At 37.0% G+C, this 15,171-nt stretch carries 16 protein-coding genes; 15 read left to right on the forward strand and 1 reads right to left on the reverse strand.

The window, feature by feature from the left end:
• The first annotated feature begins 10 nt into the window (after positions 1 to 10).
• From moaA to LG296_RS08745, 8 genes are read left to right on the forward strand one after another with little or no spacing between them, the layout of a single operon-like run.
• Positions 11 to 1,024, forward strand: coding sequence for a GTP 3',8-cyclase MoaA (gene moaA, locus LG296_RS08710; protein ID WP_107935602.1), 1,014 nt, complete (start codon positions 11 to 13; stop codon positions 1,022 to 1,024).
• Between the two features lie 15 nt (positions 1,025 to 1,039).
• Positions 1,040 to 1,816, forward strand: a complete 777-nt coding sequence (gene modA, locus LG296_RS08715; protein ID WP_107935604.1) for a molybdate ABC transporter substrate-binding protein — start codon at positions 1,040 to 1,042, stop codon at positions 1,814 to 1,816.
• Between the two features lie 59 nt (positions 1,817 to 1,875).
• On the forward strand, positions 1,876 to 2,541 hold the full coding sequence (gene modB, locus LG296_RS08720; RefSeq protein ID WP_107935606.1) for a molybdate ABC transporter permease subunit: 666 nt from the start codon (positions 1,876 to 1,878) through the stop codon (positions 2,539 to 2,541).
• A gap of 6 nt (positions 2,542 to 2,547) precedes the next feature.
• On the forward strand, positions 2,548 to 3,564 hold the full coding sequence (locus tag LG296_RS08725; protein ID WP_107935608.1) for a MoeB/ThiF family adenylyltransferase: 1,017 nt from the start codon (positions 2,548 to 2,550) through the stop codon (positions 3,562 to 3,564).
• Between the two features lie 12 nt (positions 3,565 to 3,576).
• Positions 3,577 to 4,848, forward strand: coding sequence for a gephyrin-like molybdotransferase Glp (glp, locus tag LG296_RS08730; RefSeq protein WP_107935610.1), 1,272 nt, complete (start codon positions 3,577 to 3,579; stop codon positions 4,846 to 4,848).
• A gap of 20 nt (positions 4,849 to 4,868) precedes the next feature.
• On the forward strand, positions 4,869 to 5,309 hold the full coding sequence (locus LG296_RS08735; protein ID WP_107935612.1) for a molybdenum cofactor biosynthesis protein MoaE: 441 nt from the start codon (positions 4,869 to 4,871) through the stop codon (positions 5,307 to 5,309).
• Between the two features lie 19 nt (positions 5,310 to 5,328).
• Positions 5,329 to 5,562, forward strand: a complete 234-nt coding sequence (gene moaD / locus LG296_RS08740) for a molybdopterin converting factor subunit 1 (RefSeq protein WP_107935614.1) — start codon at positions 5,329 to 5,331, stop codon at positions 5,560 to 5,562.
• Positions 5,563 to 5,586: 24 nt separating this feature from the next.
• Complete coding sequence (locus LG296_RS08745; protein WP_107935710.1) at positions 5,587 to 6,096, forward strand: molybdenum cofactor biosynthesis protein B; 510 nt, start codon at positions 5,587 to 5,589, stop codon at positions 6,094 to 6,096.
• Between the two features lie 58 nt (positions 6,097 to 6,154).
• Here the strand turns inward: LG296_RS08745 and moaC are convergent, their stop codons facing one another.
• Positions 6,155 to 6,640: a cyclic pyranopterin monophosphate synthase MoaC gene (gene moaC / locus LG296_RS08750; protein ID WP_107935616.1), complete on the reverse strand. Its 486-nt coding sequence runs from the start codon at positions 6,638 to 6,640 to the stop codon at positions 6,155 to 6,157.
• A gap of 331 nt (positions 6,641 to 6,971) precedes the next feature.
• Here moaC and LG296_RS08755 point away from each other — a divergent pair, with 331 nt between their 5' ends.
• The 7 genes from LG296_RS08755 (at position 6,972) to gnd (ending at position 15,167) form a co-directional block, all read left to right on the forward strand.
• Complete coding sequence (locus tag LG296_RS08755) at positions 6,972 to 7,850, forward strand: FAD binding domain-containing protein (RefSeq protein WP_107935618.1); 879 nt, start codon at positions 6,972 to 6,974, stop codon at positions 7,848 to 7,850.
• A 21-nt stretch (positions 7,851 to 7,871) separates the two neighbouring features.
• Complete coding sequence (gene pucD / locus LG296_RS08760) at positions 7,872 to 10,130, forward strand: xanthine dehydrogenase subunit D (protein ID WP_107935620.1); 2,259 nt, start codon at positions 7,872 to 7,874, stop codon at positions 10,128 to 10,130.
• Complete coding sequence (locus LG296_RS08765) at positions 10,121 to 10,630, forward strand: (2Fe-2S)-binding protein (RefSeq protein WP_107935622.1); 510 nt, start codon at positions 10,121 to 10,123, stop codon at positions 10,628 to 10,630. Before pucD ends, LG296_RS08765 begins: the two co-directional genes overlap by 10 nt.
• A gap of 250 nt (positions 10,631 to 10,880) precedes the next feature.
• Entirely contained in the window at positions 10,881 to 12,068 is a 1,188-nt protein-coding gene (locus tag LG296_RS08770) for a diguanylate cyclase (RefSeq protein WP_107935624.1), read from the forward strand.
• 88 nt (positions 12,069 to 12,156) lie between these two features.
• Positions 12,157 to 13,113, forward strand: coding sequence for a thymidylate synthase (locus LG296_RS08775; RefSeq protein WP_107935626.1), 957 nt, complete (start codon positions 12,157 to 12,159; stop codon positions 13,111 to 13,113).
• Between the two features lie 373 nt (positions 13,114 to 13,486).
• Positions 13,487 to 14,212 (forward strand): TSUP family transporter, encoded by a 726-nt coding sequence (locus LG296_RS08780; protein ID WP_107935628.1) that lies wholly within the window; start codon positions 13,487 to 13,489, stop codon positions 14,210 to 14,212.
• A gap of 19 nt (positions 14,213 to 14,231) precedes the next feature.
• Positions 14,232 to 15,167 carry a phosphogluconate dehydrogenase (NAD(+)-dependent, decarboxylating) gene (gene gnd, locus LG296_RS08785; protein WP_107935630.1) on the forward strand — a complete coding sequence of 312 codons (936 nt, stop codon included), beginning with the start codon at positions 14,232 to 14,234 and terminating at the stop codon, positions 15,165 to 15,167.
• Positions 15,168 to 15,171 lie beyond the last annotated feature (4 nt).

Below are 15,171 nucleotides of genomic sequence, written 5' to 3' on the forward strand. Positions count from 1 at the left end.
GTGAAGCTTCATGACTATAAAAGATACTTTAAAGAGACCACTCCGAGACTTAAGAATATCTGTTATGGACCAATGTAATCTTCGCTGTACATATTGCATGCCAAAGGAAGTGTTTGGGGCTGATTATGCGTTTCTTCCTTCTGAAAAACTATTAACCTTTGACGAAATTGAGGATCTTGTAAGAATTTTCAGCTCCCTAGGTGTAAAAAAGATTCGAATAACAGGTGGTGAGCCTCTTTTAAGAAAGGAATTACCACAGCTGATTGAACGTATCATCAGCATACAAGGAATAGAGGATGTTGCCCTTACAACCAATGGAATTTTGTTAGGTCATTATGCAAAGCAGCTTAAGGAAGCCGGGCTGAAGCGTATAAATGTGAGCTTAGATAGTCTAAATTCAACAACTTATGGCCAGATGAATGGACGTAAATTCCCTGTGGAAAGAGTTCTAAAATCCATAGAACAAGCAGCAGCTGCCGGACTGCATATTAAAATAAACATGGTGGTACAAAGAGGTGTAAATGATGGAGATATCCTACCTCTTGCCAAGTATTGCTTTGAAAAGGGCTATACGTTGAGATTTATTGAATTCATGGATGTTGGAAATACAAATAGCTGGAATTTAGAGAAGGTCGTACCTAGTAGAGAAATCCTCAATACCCTTCAGGAAATGTTTCCACTTGAACCTATAAATCCAAAATACATTGGTGAAGTAGCAAAACGCTATCGCTATAAGAATACGGACAAAGAAGTGGGTTTTATTTCATCGATTACAGAAAGCTTTTGTTCAACGTGTAACCGAGCAAGAATTTCTGCCGATGGAAAGCTCTATACATGCTTGTTTGCAACAGAAGGAACGGATTTAGTTGGCAAAATTAGAGATGAAGCATTAGCAAATAAAGAGTTAACTGATTTCATCTCAGAACTTTGGAATAAAAGAGAGGACCGTTACTCCGACCAAAGAGTTGAATTGAGCAAACAACCGTCCAAGCAGAAAATCGAAATGTCATATATTGGCGGCTAGTTTAAGGAGATTTATATGAAAAAGCTCGTTAAGATTTGTTTTATATGCTTGATAGCTATAATGGGGGGCTGCTCCCAAAGCACTTCAGGAAAAGACGATGATTCACTAGTATTAACCATTTCTGCGGCATCAAGTTTACAAAATGTGTTAGAGGAATTACGGGATGAATTTAAAAAGAATCATCGAGAGATAGATATACAATTTAATTTTGGAGCTTCTGGCTCCCTGTCAAAGCAAATTGAACAGGGTGCTCCAGTGGATTTCTTTTTATCCGCCTCCAATGACAAGTTTGAAAAGTTAAACTCTCTCGGTCTTATTCAAGAGAGTGCAACATTTATAAGCAATGAGCTTGTTTTAATTACGGGAAAGTCAGGAGATGTGACGCTCGATAAAACTGAAGATTTGGCTTCTATTGAAGTTGAAAAAATTTCAATTGGGACACCCTCTATTGTTCCAGCTGGTGCCTATGCTAAACAAGCTTTGGAGCACTTTAATCTATGGTCCAAAATTGAGAATAAAATTATCTATGCAAAGGATGTAAGACAGGTGCTGACATATGTGGAAACTGGAAATGTTGAGGCAGGTTTTGTTTATAAAACAGATGCCATTAGCTCGGATAGAATACAGATAATTGAGACTGTTGATGCTGCTAGTCATGATTTAATTACGTATCCAATTGGAATTTTAGAAAATACGGATTCCCTATCAGAAGCAAAACAGTTTTATGAATTTTTACAAGGTGAAGAAGCCAAGGAGATTTGGGTTGAATACGGATTTACCCTCATTCCTTAAATCTAGTTATACAGGATTTATTGGTAAATCGAATTTGATTAGGAATAGAAGTGAAGAATATGTGGAATCAGTTTTGGGAACCGATTCAATTATCGATAACTGTAACACTTGCTGCAAGTACTCTAGTAATCCTATTGGGTACATTACTAGGATTCGTTTTTGCTAGAAAGGCCTTTAAATTTAAAGTGCTCCTTGAAACGCTCTTTATGTTGCCTTTAGTGCTTCCACCCTCTGTCATAGGCTTTTTGTTAATAGTCATTTTTGGCAATCAAAGTCCTATAGGTAATATCATCAAGTCGATATTTGGACAGTCTTTAATTTTCACATGGTATGCGGCAGTGATTGCGGCTAGCGTTGTTGCATTTCCATTAATGTTTCAAACAGCAAAAGCAGGATTTCAAGGGGTTCAAAAAGGAATAGAAGAGGCAGCGATAGACTTAGGTGCAAATTCAAGGCAGGTATTTATTCGGGTTTCATTGCCCCTTGCGAAGAAAGCTTTACTCGCAGGATGTGTACTAAGTGGTGCGAGAGCCTTAGGAGAGTTTGGTGCAACGTTAATGTTTGCTGGCAATATTCCTGGTGTAACTCAGACCGTACCAACGGCTATTTATATGGCTATTGATAATGGAGAGATGTTTTTTGCATGGGCTTGGGTGCTTACAATGATGCTTTTATCCTTTATCCTATTATATTTTGTTCGTTCAAAAGAAAATAGAAGGGACTAATCGAAGATGAACAATCGATATTATAAACAAGAAATGTGTTCCTTTATAGGTGTTGAAGGACAAAGTAATATTAAGGAAAAGCATGTTCTGCTTATTGGTGTAGGAGCTCTAGGTAGTGCCAGTGCAGAAATGCTGGTTCGTGCAGGAATCGGTACGTTGACAATTGTTGACCGTGACTATGTGGAGCTAAGCAATTTACATAGACAGCAATTGTATAGTGAAGCGGATTGTGAGGAGGAAATTCCAAAGGTAGTTGCTGCTAAAAGAAGATTATCTGCTATAAATAGCGAAGTTAATATTAATGAGCTTGTAATGGATGCTGATGCAACCAATTTACTTCCTTATCTAGAAAACGTAGATGTCATCCTTGATGCTTCGGATAATTTCGATATTCGTTTTATTTTAAATGACTTAGCTCAAAAATATCAGATTCCATTTATTTTCGGCTCCTGTGTGTCGAGCTATGGCATGACCTATACGGTTCTACCAGGTAAAACCCCGTGTCTGCATTGCTTATTAAAACAAATACCAATGTCAGGTGCTACCTGCGATATTGTTGGGGTTATTAATCCGATTGTGCAACAGATCGCAGTGTATCAGGTGGCTGAATGCATGAAGCTATTAGTAGGGGATTTTGCTGCACTTCGAGCGACCTTTTTATCGGTAGATTTATGGAAAAACCAACACTATACGTTTCGTGTTGAAAAAGCAAAAAGGGAGGAGTGCTTATCCTGTGGAGCTTACGCTACTTATCCCTATTTACAATATGATTCTCAAACAAAAACCTCGGTACTATGCGGCCGTAACACGGTGCAGCTAAGACCGCCAGCTAATACAAATTTCAGCTTAGATTTATTGGAATATAAACTGAACAAACAGCTAAATGTTAAACGGAATCCATTCTTACTCAGCTGTGAATATGAGGATCACCGATTTGTTTTCTTCCAGGATGGACGAGTTTTTATCCATGGAATAGATGATATCCAAAAGGCGAAAAAGCTTTATTATAGTTTAATAGGTTAAGAGGTGAAGTACATGCTAACAGCTAGAAAAGCTATTTCAATCGGAGAAGCAATCGAAAAAATAATGGGTGATGTGTGTACAGGTGTTGCTGAGCGTGTACCTTTAATGGAGGCTAGTGGGAGGTACTTGGCTCAGGATATCAGGGCTAATCAAGATGTGCCAGCTTTTGATCGTTCTTTATACGACGGCTTTGCCATAAGAGCAAAAGATACGATAAATGCAAACCAGATGAAACTGGTTCTGATTGAAATAGTAGGACATATTGGGGCAGGAGCAGTTTTTCAGGGTGAGGTAAGTGATAATCAGGCAGTCCGTATTATGACAGGAGCAGAAATGCCAAAATGCTGTGATGCTGTTATTATGCTTGAGCATGTGAAGGAACTAATGGTAGACGGGAAGTCTTATATTTCGATTGATAAACAAATCGCAGAAAATGAAAAAGTGTTTAAAAAAGGAGCTGAGATTACAGAGGGTTCGCAACTAGTGAAAAAAGGAGAGCGCATATCACCGGGAATCATCGGCTTGCTTGCGACATTTGGTTATAGCGAGGTTCTAGTTGGTGCGAAACCGAAAGTGGGTGTCCTTGCTACAGGAAGTGAGCTGTTAGATGTCGAAGAGCCACTAGCTCCGGGAAAAATCAGAAATAGTAATTCCTATATGCTGATGGCTCAGATTGAACAGTTAGGTGCCACTCCAGTCTTTCTAGGCAAATTAGAGGACGATTTGGAGCAAAGCTTTAATGCAGTTGAGCAGGCATTAGAGAAAGTTGATGTATTGATTACCACGGGTGGTGTTTCAGTTGGAGATTTTGACTATTTACCAGAAATATATGAACTCTTAGGTGCACAAGTATTATTTAATAAGCTTGCTATGCGACCTGGTAGTGTAACGACAGTTGCTAAGGTGAAAAATCAATTTTTATTTGGACTTTCAGGAAATCCCTCTGCTAGCTTTATAGGCTTTGAGTTGTTTGTAAGGCCTGTCCTTAGAACTTTACTAGGAAATAAACAGCCCTATCTCAATACACATAAGGCTATATTAACGGAGAACTTCCTGGTTCCAAATAACTTTACTCAGCTAATCCGAGCAAAGGTTAAAGTAGAAGGGACCGATATATTTGCTTTCTCAAACGGTTTGAATATGTCTAACTCTATTACTTCATTAGTAGGTGCAGATTCGCTTGTTCTGCTTCCTCCAAGTAAATGCGGCTATGAAAAAGGAAGTTTGGTAGATATTTTATTGTTATCAGAGGAAGGGCAAAGCGAGTGCTTCTTCTTAACCTAGAATTTTTGGAGGTGTTATAAATGAAAGCTGAATTATTTTCGATAGTAGATAATCCTATCATTGTGGATGATGTCATTCAACAAGTTCAGTCAGTTAATGCTGGAGCGATTACCGTATTTATCGGAACGGTGCGTGAGTTAACTAATGGAAAAAGAACACTATATCTAGAATATCAGGCATATGAATCAATGGCTGTAAAAAAGCTCGCTGAAATAGGTGAGGAGATCAAAAGTAAATGGCCAGGAACGATTGCAGCTATTACACATCGTGTAGGAAGGTTAGAAATTTCTGATGTAGCAGTAGTAATTGCGGTTTCCTCCCCTCATCGAAAAGAAGCCTACGAAGCGAATGAGTATGCTATAGAAAGAATAAAAGAAATGGTGCCAATTTGGAAAAAAGAATATTGGGAAGATGGAACAAAATGGATTGGTGATCAGCTTCAAAAGGTTTCTTACGAATAGACAATAATTGAGGTGGAATATGATTAAAATATTATTCTTTGCAGGACTTCAGGAAGAAATTGATTCTGATTCTCTTATGATGGAGAGTGCTGAAGCGACTGTACAGGAAGTGAAAAGATATGTTCAATCGATTTATCCTAACGTTGATTTACAGCAAGTAATAGCGGCTGTAAATGAAGAATTCTCAAATGGAGATGACATCGTGAAGTCAGGTGATATTATTGCTTTTCTTCCACCTGTTAGCGGTGGATGAATGCAAGGAGAGGAAACTGAAACGATGAGTATAGAAGAGCATAAGAAGGTTCAATTAAAGAATGTAAAAGTGATGGTTGTTACCATTAGTGATACAAGAACGTATGAAACCGATAAAAGTGGTCGAGTGATGTGTGAGCAACTATCAAAAAATCTCTTTGAAATTACGAGATATGAAATCATTAAGGATGAAATAGAAGATATTGCATCTACACTTAAGTCAGGGATTCTTGATAGTAATGTGGATGTTATTCTAACGAATGGTGGAACAGGTATATCACATCGAGATGTTACTTTTAATGCTGTCGAGGAGTTAATAGATAAACCAATACCTGGTTTTGGAGAATTATTTCGCATATTAAGCTATGAGGAAATCGGTTCAGCCAGTATGCTTTCTCGAGCTATTGCAGGAATTGCAAATGAAACAGCTATTTTTTCAACTCCGGGTTCAACAGGTGCCGTAAAGCTTGCTATGGAAAAATTAATTTTACCAGAGCTTGTACATATAGTGAATGAACTAAAAAAAGATAACTAAGCATAAAAGCCAAGTTCTTATGAAAATCATGAGAGCTTGGCTTTTTTGTATATTTCCTTTAGCGAAGAAACTCACCATTTTTGCCGCCAGTTTTTTTCATAAGCATGGTTGGTCCGATAATCATATTTTTATCGACAGCCTTGCACATATCATAAATCGTTAACGCAGTAGCAGTTACGGCAGTTAACGCCTCCATTTCTACTCCGGTAGAACCTTTTGTTTTTACTTCAGCTTCAATGGTAATTTCATATTGTGCTTGTTTTTCATCTATTTGCCAATCGAATGAGATATTGACACCTGTTAAAGAAATGGGATGGCACATGGGAATGATGCTGGAGGTTTGTTTTGCAGCCATAATGCCAGCAATCTGAGCAACCCCAAGGACATCACCCTTCTTATTTGTTCCGTTTTTTATTTCTTCATAGATATCTTTGTTGATTTTGATTGAGGAGTGGGCGATTGCTGTTCTAACAGTCTCGTTTTTTTCAGATATATCGACCATTTGAGCTCTTCCTTGTTCGTTGAAATGCGTTAATTTTGACATCTAATCCCTCCCAATTGTTGTCTCTAAGTATAAAGAAATTCAGCTAGATTGAGAATGGAAATTTTGATTTTTAAAAAATATGTTATGTATTATTACACGATTATTTAGAGAGATAAGTAGATTTGGTTACTTTCACTAAAATAATTCTGATTATTAGGAAAATTTGTTAGTGACAACCAAAAAATTCCTTGTTAAGATGTTAGATAATATTACATGAGGTTCGTTTGTTATTTGATTAATTTTACTACAAAAACAATAATTATTACTTACATACATATCTGGACCGATGATTTTCACATTTGTTTGCCAAATGCCAAAAGGGGGATAAAACATGTCTAATCAAGTAGATACATTGAGTGCTGAGTCACCTGTAATATTGATGCCTACATCAATCGAAAAAGCGGTGGAGCTAAAAAGTCATTATGGATTAAATGGGGAATTTGTGTCAGGCGCTACTTTATTACAGTTACAGTGGTTGAATGGTCGGAAAACCCCAGAACAAATAATAAGTCTCGAACAGCTTACTGAATTAAAATCAATTCAATTTGATCAGCATAAGGGAGAGTTATCCATAGGGGCACTCACTCCGCTTGGGAGCTATCAAACTCATAAAATTTTAAAAGAGTTTCCGATCATCTGTACTGCATTAAAATCGATTGCTGCACCGGGCATTCGAAATCGTGGCACAATCGGAGGCAATATTATGGGGCGAGTAGGTGATTTAATACCCTTCCTGAGTGCCTTAAGTGCAAAGCTTGTATTTCAGGATGTGAAGGGAGTAAAACAGATTGAAATATGGGATTGGTTCCAACAAACCTCGAACAGTGATTTTTTATTAAGTCATATATTGATTCCACTAGATAGGGATATGCTGGAAAGTCACACCTTCTATCGGAAAGTTGGAAGAAGAGAAACCTTTACTGCTGCGATATTAACTGTATCTGGAAAAATAAAGTGGGATGAAGAAGGTAAAATCATAAATGCTAAGCTTGCAGTCGGTGGTGGTGATAACAAACCGATGCGCTTAGAAAAAACAGAGCAGCTTATTATTGGTAGAAATGCTATCCATTTAGATTGGAAGACAATTTTTTCAACTGTTGCAGAAGAATTTGTTGCAGCTGAAGATGCTTTTGTATCAAGTAGCTATCGTAAAAAAGTAGCCGCAAATCTTATTGTGGCAGAGCTTCAAAGCCAATTTGCAAAAGAGTAGAAGCATAAGGGAGGAGAGTATATGAAATCAAATATCCAAGAAAAAGAAGATCGAGTGCGTCCAGATGGTCTTTCCAAAGTTACTGGAGCGTTAAAATATTTAACCGATTTAACTTTCCCGAATATGCTATACGCCAAAATTTTGAGAAGCGCCTACCCACACGCTAAAATTCTTTCGATTAATACAGCAGAAGCCGAAAAACTACCTGGTGTAGCAAGCGTTATTACATATAAAGACGTACCAGGAATGAATCGTTTTGGAATCATCATCCCTGACCAGCCGGTATTGTGTGAGGAACGAGTTCGCACTGTGGGAGATGCAGTGGCTGCAGTAGCTGCAACATCATATGAGATTGCTGAAATGGCATTAAAGCTCATTCAAGTGGAATATGAGGAGCTGCCAATTATTGATACTCCAGAAAAAGGGCTAGAACCTAATGCCATCAAGTTACATCCTGCAGGCAACATTTGTCATCGCTCCTCTTATATAAATGGAGATATCGAAGAAGCCTTTAAAGCTTGTGAAGTAATTGTTGAAGAGACCTATGAGCTTCCTAGACAGCTGCATGGATATATGGAAACAGAAGGCGGAGTAGTAGTTCCACAGGAAGATGGAGGAATAACTGTTTATGCAGCAACTCAGCATGGATTCAAGGATCGCTTCCAGCTTTCTCGAATACTTGGTATTCCTGAAGGGATGATTCGTATCTTCTCAAGTCCGATGGGTGGATCATTTGGAGGAAAAGATGAGTTAAATATACAGCCATATGCAGCCCTTTTAGCACTTAAAACGAATTGTCCGGTAAAAATTCACAATACTCGAGCAGAATCCTTGCGAGCTAGCTTGAAGCGTCATCCCATGAAAATTACGGCGAAAACAGGAACAGATCGTTTAGGGAAAATATTAGCTCATCAAGTGAAAATTATTGCAGACAAAGGTGCTTATGCAACGCTAGGTCCTGCAGTTCTTGACTTTGCCGTTGAGCATGCAGCGGGTCCGTATATCATTCCTAATATTGAAACAGGGGGTGTCTCTGTATTTACTAATAATGGTGTTACTGGTGAATTTAGAGGATTTGGTGGCAATCAAATCACCTTTGCCTTAGAAGGACAATTGGATCGTTTGGCTGCAGTATTGAATATGGATCCAATAGAGCTTAGACAAATAAATTTAAGGAATGCCACAGACTTAGGACCTTTAGGGCATCGAATAGCACCAACAGATAGTGCGGCATTAGTGTTAAAAGAGATTCAGAGGCTTTATCAGAAATCTAATACTCCAAGTAAGGATTCGAATTGGAAACGCTATGGATCAGGTATTGCCATTGCCATGCATGGTGGAGGTCTTGGCTTCGGACGATTAGACAGTGCTGGTGGGCGAATCTTTCTAAATAAGGAGGGCAAAATCGAAATTTCCTTTGGTTTTGAAGAATGTGGGCAAGGGCTACTCTCGGTCATTGAAAATATCGCGATTGAAGAAATTGGCTGTAGCGCAGAAGATATTCAGATTGTAATTGGTGATACATCTGTCGTACCAGTATCAGGTTCTTCAACGGCCTCTAGAGGAACAAGTATCGTTTGGCAATCCATGCAAAAAATGAAGGAGCCCTTTAAAAATAAATTAATTCAGCATGCATCAATAAGTCTATCAATTCCAGCTGAAAATCTATATCTAGGTCCCACAGGAATTTGGGAGCTTGGAAAAGAAGAGGGACCTTGCATGACTTATAAGACCTGTGCTGAAGGTTTATTGGATTCTACTGTGTTAACAAGCTTTCACTTCCCGGTTACACCTGATGCAGTCAATGGGGGTCACTTTTTATATTCCTTTGGCGGTGTAAAAGTCGATGTGGAGGTGGATATTCTTTCTGGTATGGTAAAGGTAATGTCCATTGATCATGTTATTTCTGCTGGACCTGTTGTCAGTCCAAAAGGCTTTAGAGGACAGATTGAGGGTGGTGGTGTCATGTCGTTAGGCTACACCTTAATGGAAGAAGTTAAAATGATGAACTCTCAATATGCTACTCAAAACTTTGATACGTATTTAATGCCTAATATTGTGGATATACCATTTGATACAAATGTCTATGCAATTGAAGAGCTTTATGAGGGCGACATTTATGGACCCCGAGGTGTTGGAGAAATTGGTACAATTGCCATTACGCCAGCAATCATCAAAGCTATCCATGATGCAATTGGATGCTGGGTAACAAAACTGCCAATTTCCTCTGAGGATATTCTTGAAAAAGCGGAGGCAAGGGGGATGCTGTCATGGATATAAACAATAAAGTATTAGATAACCCAATTGATGCTTTGATGACGATAACATTAACAGTCAACGGAGAAAAAATTGATATTCAAACAGCCTCAACAGAAAAGCTAGTTAATATATTAAGAGAGCAATTGAACTTTGTCGGAACAAAAATTTCTTGTGGTATTGGACGTTGTGGAGCCTGTAGTGTCTTGATAGACAACGAATTAGTGAATGCTTGCTTCGTTATGGCCTATCAAGTGAACGGTAAATCTATTACTACGATTGAAGGTCTCGGCGGTGTAACAGTAGACGAAGTTCAAGAAGCTTTTCTAACAGAAGGCGGCTTCCAATGTGGGTATTGTACATCAGGCATGATTATGGCTGTAAAGTATTTATTAGCCTTGAATCCCAATCCTTCAGAGTCAGATATTAAAGAAGCTCTCGCAGGAAATCTATGCCGATGTACAGGATATGGGGGCATTATTCGCTCTGTTCAAAGCTTGGCAGCTAAAAAAATAGGTATCTAGGTTTGCATTACATTTAAAGGCAGTTGAGCTTGGCAAAACCGAGCATTCAGCTGCCTTTTATTTTATAGGGATTTTTACTAATAATTGCTGTTATTACAACTGACTTTTGGCATGTGAACATTATTAAATATATGGTCTTATTACTAGGTAGGAGACATATAATAAATAGAATTAAATATTCGAGTGGAATTCTAAAAAATGTCGTATATGGAATATAGATTCGTTAATAGATAGAAAAGGTGGGTAGTAGATGAACAATTATGATATCAAAGCAGAAGCGATGGAATTTGAAGCCCAAAAGCATAATCTTAAAAGATTAAGTTTTATTAATAAAATCTATCTAACAATCTTAGTTTCAATAATTTTCATTATTTATACCTTAGAAAAGGTATTTACTATTCATTTTGAATACCCGTTCAGCGGTAGCTGGTTTCAATATTCTATTTTATTGGTTGTTTATTCATTTTATGTGTTTTTACTAGATATCAAGAAAATGAAAGAAGTAAAGTCTACAATGGCAAAATATCTAGTGCATTTTTATATTGCATTTTCTTTAAGTGCCACAATACTATTTTCGAACATAAATCATACAGCATACATGCCAAACTTCTTTTACACTTTAGTACTCATTTCTACCGTTCCTTTTTTAGTTATGAAGTCAAAGGAGATTGCTATTACACTCTCAATTTCTAGTCTATTATGGGGAATTGGGTTAGGAATTCAAAGTGGTTTTAATGCAATTTATAGCATACAGGGAATTTATGTTCTTACTTTATCAGCAATAGCATTTTTTATATCTCGAACAGCTTATAATAATTATTTGGCTTCCCTTGAGCTTCGGACGCAAACAGCTGAAGAAATTCAGCGCTTAAGTAATTTAACTGAGCTTTTAAAGGAAGCGAATCGACAGCTTGAACAGGATGCCACTCTGGATCCCTTAACTAATTTATATAACCGGAGAGCATATAATGATTATTTGATTGAGCTTCAACAAAGAATTTTAGTAACACCTCAATCAGTTTCCGTTATTATGGTGGATGTCGATTGCTTTAAATTGTTTAATGATACATATGGTCACTCCAAAGGGGATCATGTTTTAAGTAAAATTGGAAGACTCTTGCATGATATATCAGCCGAATATAAATGCTTTGCAGCGAGATGGGGCGGCGAGGAATTTGTATTAATACTACCTAATGCTACAGAGGAGGTTGTAGAAAGAATTTGTTTACAGATTAAAGCAAGTGTACATGAGTTAGATATAGAGCATGAGTCCTCTACTATTAACAGAGTAGTGACAGTAAGTATGGGGGCGTGTACAAAATTTATAACAGAATTAAACGAGATTTACGAATGTATAAGTGAAGCTGATGCAGCGCTTTATTCTGTAAAAGAAAATGGCCGGAATAGCTTCGAATATCGCCATCAAATCCATGCTTAAAAGGTTGTTTTGAATCAACTAATCATCCTATTTTTATGCTCTAGTTTTCTGTTATAATATCAGAAGTAGAGTAAGGAGTGTGGTAGAAATGCAGCATCCAGATACAAGCTATTTAAATCTAGTCCAACGTATTTTAGAAACTGGTGTTAAGAAGGAAGACCGAACAGGCACTGGAACAATCAGTATTTTCGGTCATCAAATGAGATTTGATCTTTCAAAGGGCTTTCCATTATTAACAACGAAACGTGTACCTTTTAAGCTAGTTGCAAGTGAATTGCTATGGTTTATCAAAGGAGATACAAATATCCGATATTTATTACAAAATAATAATCATATATGGGACGAATGGGCCTTCAAAAAATGGGTAGAGTCTGATGAATATCAAGGTCCGGATATGAAGGATTTCGGATTGCGTGCCACAAAAGACGAGGATTTTGCTAAAGTCCTTGAAGAACAAATGGCAATTTTTAATGAGAAAGTGCTGAATGACGATCGGTTTGCCAGCAATTATGGAGATTTAGGGCCTGTTTACGGTAAACAATGGCGTTCTTGGCCAACATCAAATGGTGAGTCCATCGACCAATTAAAAAAAGTCATTGATCAAATTAAACATAACCCAGATTCACGTCGTTTAATCGTCACTGCATGGAATCCTGCAGAGGTAGACGATATGGCTTTACCACCATGTCATGCATTTTTCCAATTCTATGTAGCGGACGGAAAGCTTTCATGTCAGCTTCACCAACGCAGTGCGGATGTATTTTTAGGAGTACCATTTAATATTGCTTCTTATGCATTGCTGACACATTTAATTGCCCATGAGTGTGGCTTAGAAGTTGGGGAATTTATACATAGCTTCGGGGATACTCATATTTATGTAAATCACCTAGACCAGGTAAATGAACAGCTGACTAGAGAGCCTAAGGATTTACCAACTTTAAAAATTAATTCAGATAAAGTGTCAATCTTTGACATGGAATTAGAGGATATTACGATAGAAAACTATCAGCCACATCCATCCATCAAGGCACCGATCGCTGTATAACGATAGAAAATAAAAAACAGTAGCCAATATTGGCTGCTGTTTTTTTAGATTATAAATCAATCATAAGAAAGTAAAATCATTATTTAAGTATTTTTAATCCTTTCGATAATTCCCATTTTAGTTTAGAAAAAAACATGTAGAGCTTCATCGACCTTTTCTTTAATATTATTCTAATTATCGAAAATAGATATTATAATATTGTAATTACTTAATAAGAGACCATAATTATACCAATATTGTATTGAATTTCCAATTAAATTGATATAAAATTTGGAAAATCCAGTATTATACTTATTCTCTTTAGAGCGCATTATTTCTATTTTGCGCAAAAAATTTCACGAATCGACAAGGGTAGTTGGTTAGGGGGAGGGGTATGCTGGACTATTTTATTATCTTTTGTGTGGGCTTATTAAGTCATCTAATCGGGACATTAGTAGGGGGAGGGGGATTAATTTCATTACCGACAATGTTGTTTTTAGGAATACCAATTCATTCTGCAATTGCAGCTGAAAAATTAGGGGCGGCATGTAGTAGTTTATTAAATTGCATCTATCTACTTATAACTAAAGGAATATCGATTAAGGATATTAGTTGGCTATTTGCGCTTGGACTCTTGAGTGGAATAAGTGGGGGATTTTTTTCTGTTAAAGTAAGCGAAGGTACTTTAACAATTATTGCAATATGTTTAATGGGATTTGCGCTAATTGTCTCTTTTTTGGGGACTAAAGGTTTTGGAGATAAAGAAGAAATCTCAAATAAGTGGAAAATTATACCGACACTTTTTGGGGTAGGATTTTACGATGGTATATTTGGCCCTGGTAGTAGTACATTATCTCTTTATGTATTTTCAAGTCAGAATATTCAGTATGTTAAAAGCGTAATTTATACACGGGCAAGTTTACTTGCATGGTGTATCGGGGCGCTAATCCCTTATATTTCAAGTGGAAAAATGATTTGGTTAGTTGCGTTCTCCTTAACTGCCGGTGCAATAATTGGTGGGCAAATAGGATTAAAGCTAACGAATTACATTAAAAAAGAGCACGTTACTATTCTTTTAAGAATTGTAACGGTCATTATGATGTTGCAATTAATGATCTAATCTCAAGGGGAGAATGGAAATGAAAGTTGGAATTATTGGATTAGGTAAGATGGGCTTTAATTTAGCATGCAATATGTTGGAAAAGAATATAGAAGTAAAAGGGTACGACATCGATTTAAACGTGTTAAATAAAATTAATAATAATCTATTATTCAAAAATGGTAATTTTGAATTTTTTGATGAATTAAATCAATTTGTACAATCTCTTTCGGCAGAAGCTGCAGTATTTCTATTAGTTCCTCATGGTGAAGAAACAGAAAAGATGTTGAATGAGTTAGTTAATATATTGCCTGAACATATTATTGTTATTGAAGCAGGAAATTCTCATTATAAAAATTCGCAATATTGGTATAAACGGTATAAAGAGAAGGGTTTATTTTTATTAGATTGTGGCACAAGTGGTGGATTAAAAGGTGCAAGACATGGTTTATGTACGATGATAGGTGGCGATAAAGAAGCTTATGACCAAATTGAGCCGATTTTAAAACAAATTAGCCAAGAAAATGGATACTTATATACTGGTCCTGCAGGTAGTGGTCATTTCTTAAAAATGGTCCATAACGGCATTGAATATGGAATGATGCAGTCTATCGCTGAAGGTTTTGAATTATTAAACGAGAGTGAGTTTGAGTTTAGCTATAAAGAGGTTGCTACACTTTGGAATAGTGGGTCTGTTATTCAATCATGGTTAATGGAACTGATGATTGATGCTTTTAGTGAAGATGAAAAATTAGAAAAGATTTCTGGAGTAATGCATGCATCAGGTGAAGCAAAATGGACAGTAGAGACTGCATTAGATTTAAATGTTCCAACACCCATTATCGCGCTTTCTTTAATGATGCGGAATCGCTCATTACGAACTGATACGTTTTCCGGTAAAGTTGTAGCTTCGTTACGTCAGCAATTTGGAGGTCATGCTGTTGTAAAAAAAGAAGAATTTGAAGGAGGTGAATAGAGTG

Source organism: Ureibacillus chungkukjangi (assembly GCF_044795995.1).
GTDB lineage: Bacteria > Bacillota > Bacilli > Bacillales_A > Planococcaceae > Ureibacillus > Ureibacillus chungkukjangi.

Bases quoted from the DNA above. Each gene is read 5' to 3' on its own strand.
- moaA (WP_107935602.1), top strand. From the start codon at position 11: ATGACTATAAAAGATACTTTAAAGAGACCACTCCGAGACTTAAGAATA.
- modA (WP_107935604.1), top strand. From the start codon at position 1,040: ATGAAAAAGCTCGTTAAGATTTGTTTTATATGCTTGATAGCTATAATG.
- modB (WP_107935606.1), top strand. From the start codon at position 1,876: ATGTGGAATCAGTTTTGGGAACCGATTCAATTATCGATAACTGTAACA.
- LG296_RS08725 (WP_107935608.1), top strand. From the start codon at position 2,548: ATGAACAATCGATATTATAAACAAGAAATGTGTTCCTTTATAGGTGTT.
- glp (WP_107935610.1), top strand. From the start codon at position 3,577: ATGCTAACAGCTAGAAAAGCTATTTCAATCGGAGAAGCAATCGAAAAA.
- LG296_RS08735 (WP_107935612.1), top strand. From the start codon at position 4,869: ATGAAAGCTGAATTATTTTCGATAGTAGATAATCCTATCATTGTGGAT.
- moaD (WP_107935614.1), top strand. From the start codon at position 5,329: ATGATTAAAATATTATTCTTTGCAGGACTTCAGGAAGAAATTGATTCT.
- LG296_RS08745 (WP_107935710.1), top strand. From the start codon at position 5,587: ATGAGTATAGAAGAGCATAAGAAGGTTCAATTAAAGAATGTAAAAGTG.
- moaC (WP_107935616.1), bottom strand. From the start codon at position 6,640: ATGTCAAAATTAACGCATTTCAACGAACAAGGAAGAGCTCAAATGGTC.
- LG296_RS08755 (WP_107935618.1), top strand. From the start codon at position 6,972: ATGTCTAATCAAGTAGATACATTGAGTGCTGAGTCACCTGTAATATTG.
- pucD (WP_107935620.1), top strand. From the start codon at position 7,872: ATGAAATCAAATATCCAAGAAAAAGAAGATCGAGTGCGTCCAGATGGT.
- LG296_RS08765 (WP_107935622.1), top strand. From the start codon at position 10,121: ATGGATATAAACAATAAAGTATTAGATAACCCAATTGATGCTTTGATG.
- LG296_RS08770 (WP_107935624.1), top strand. From the start codon at position 10,881: ATGAACAATTATGATATCAAAGCAGAAGCGATGGAATTTGAAGCCCAA.
- LG296_RS08775 (WP_107935626.1), top strand. From the start codon at position 12,157: ATGCAGCATCCAGATACAAGCTATTTAAATCTAGTCCAACGTATTTTA.
- LG296_RS08780 (WP_107935628.1), top strand. From the start codon at position 13,487: ATGCTGGACTATTTTATTATCTTTTGTGTGGGCTTATTAAGTCATCTA.
- gnd (WP_107935630.1), top strand. From the start codon at position 14,232: ATGAAAGTTGGAATTATTGGATTAGGTAAGATGGGCTTTAATTTAGCA.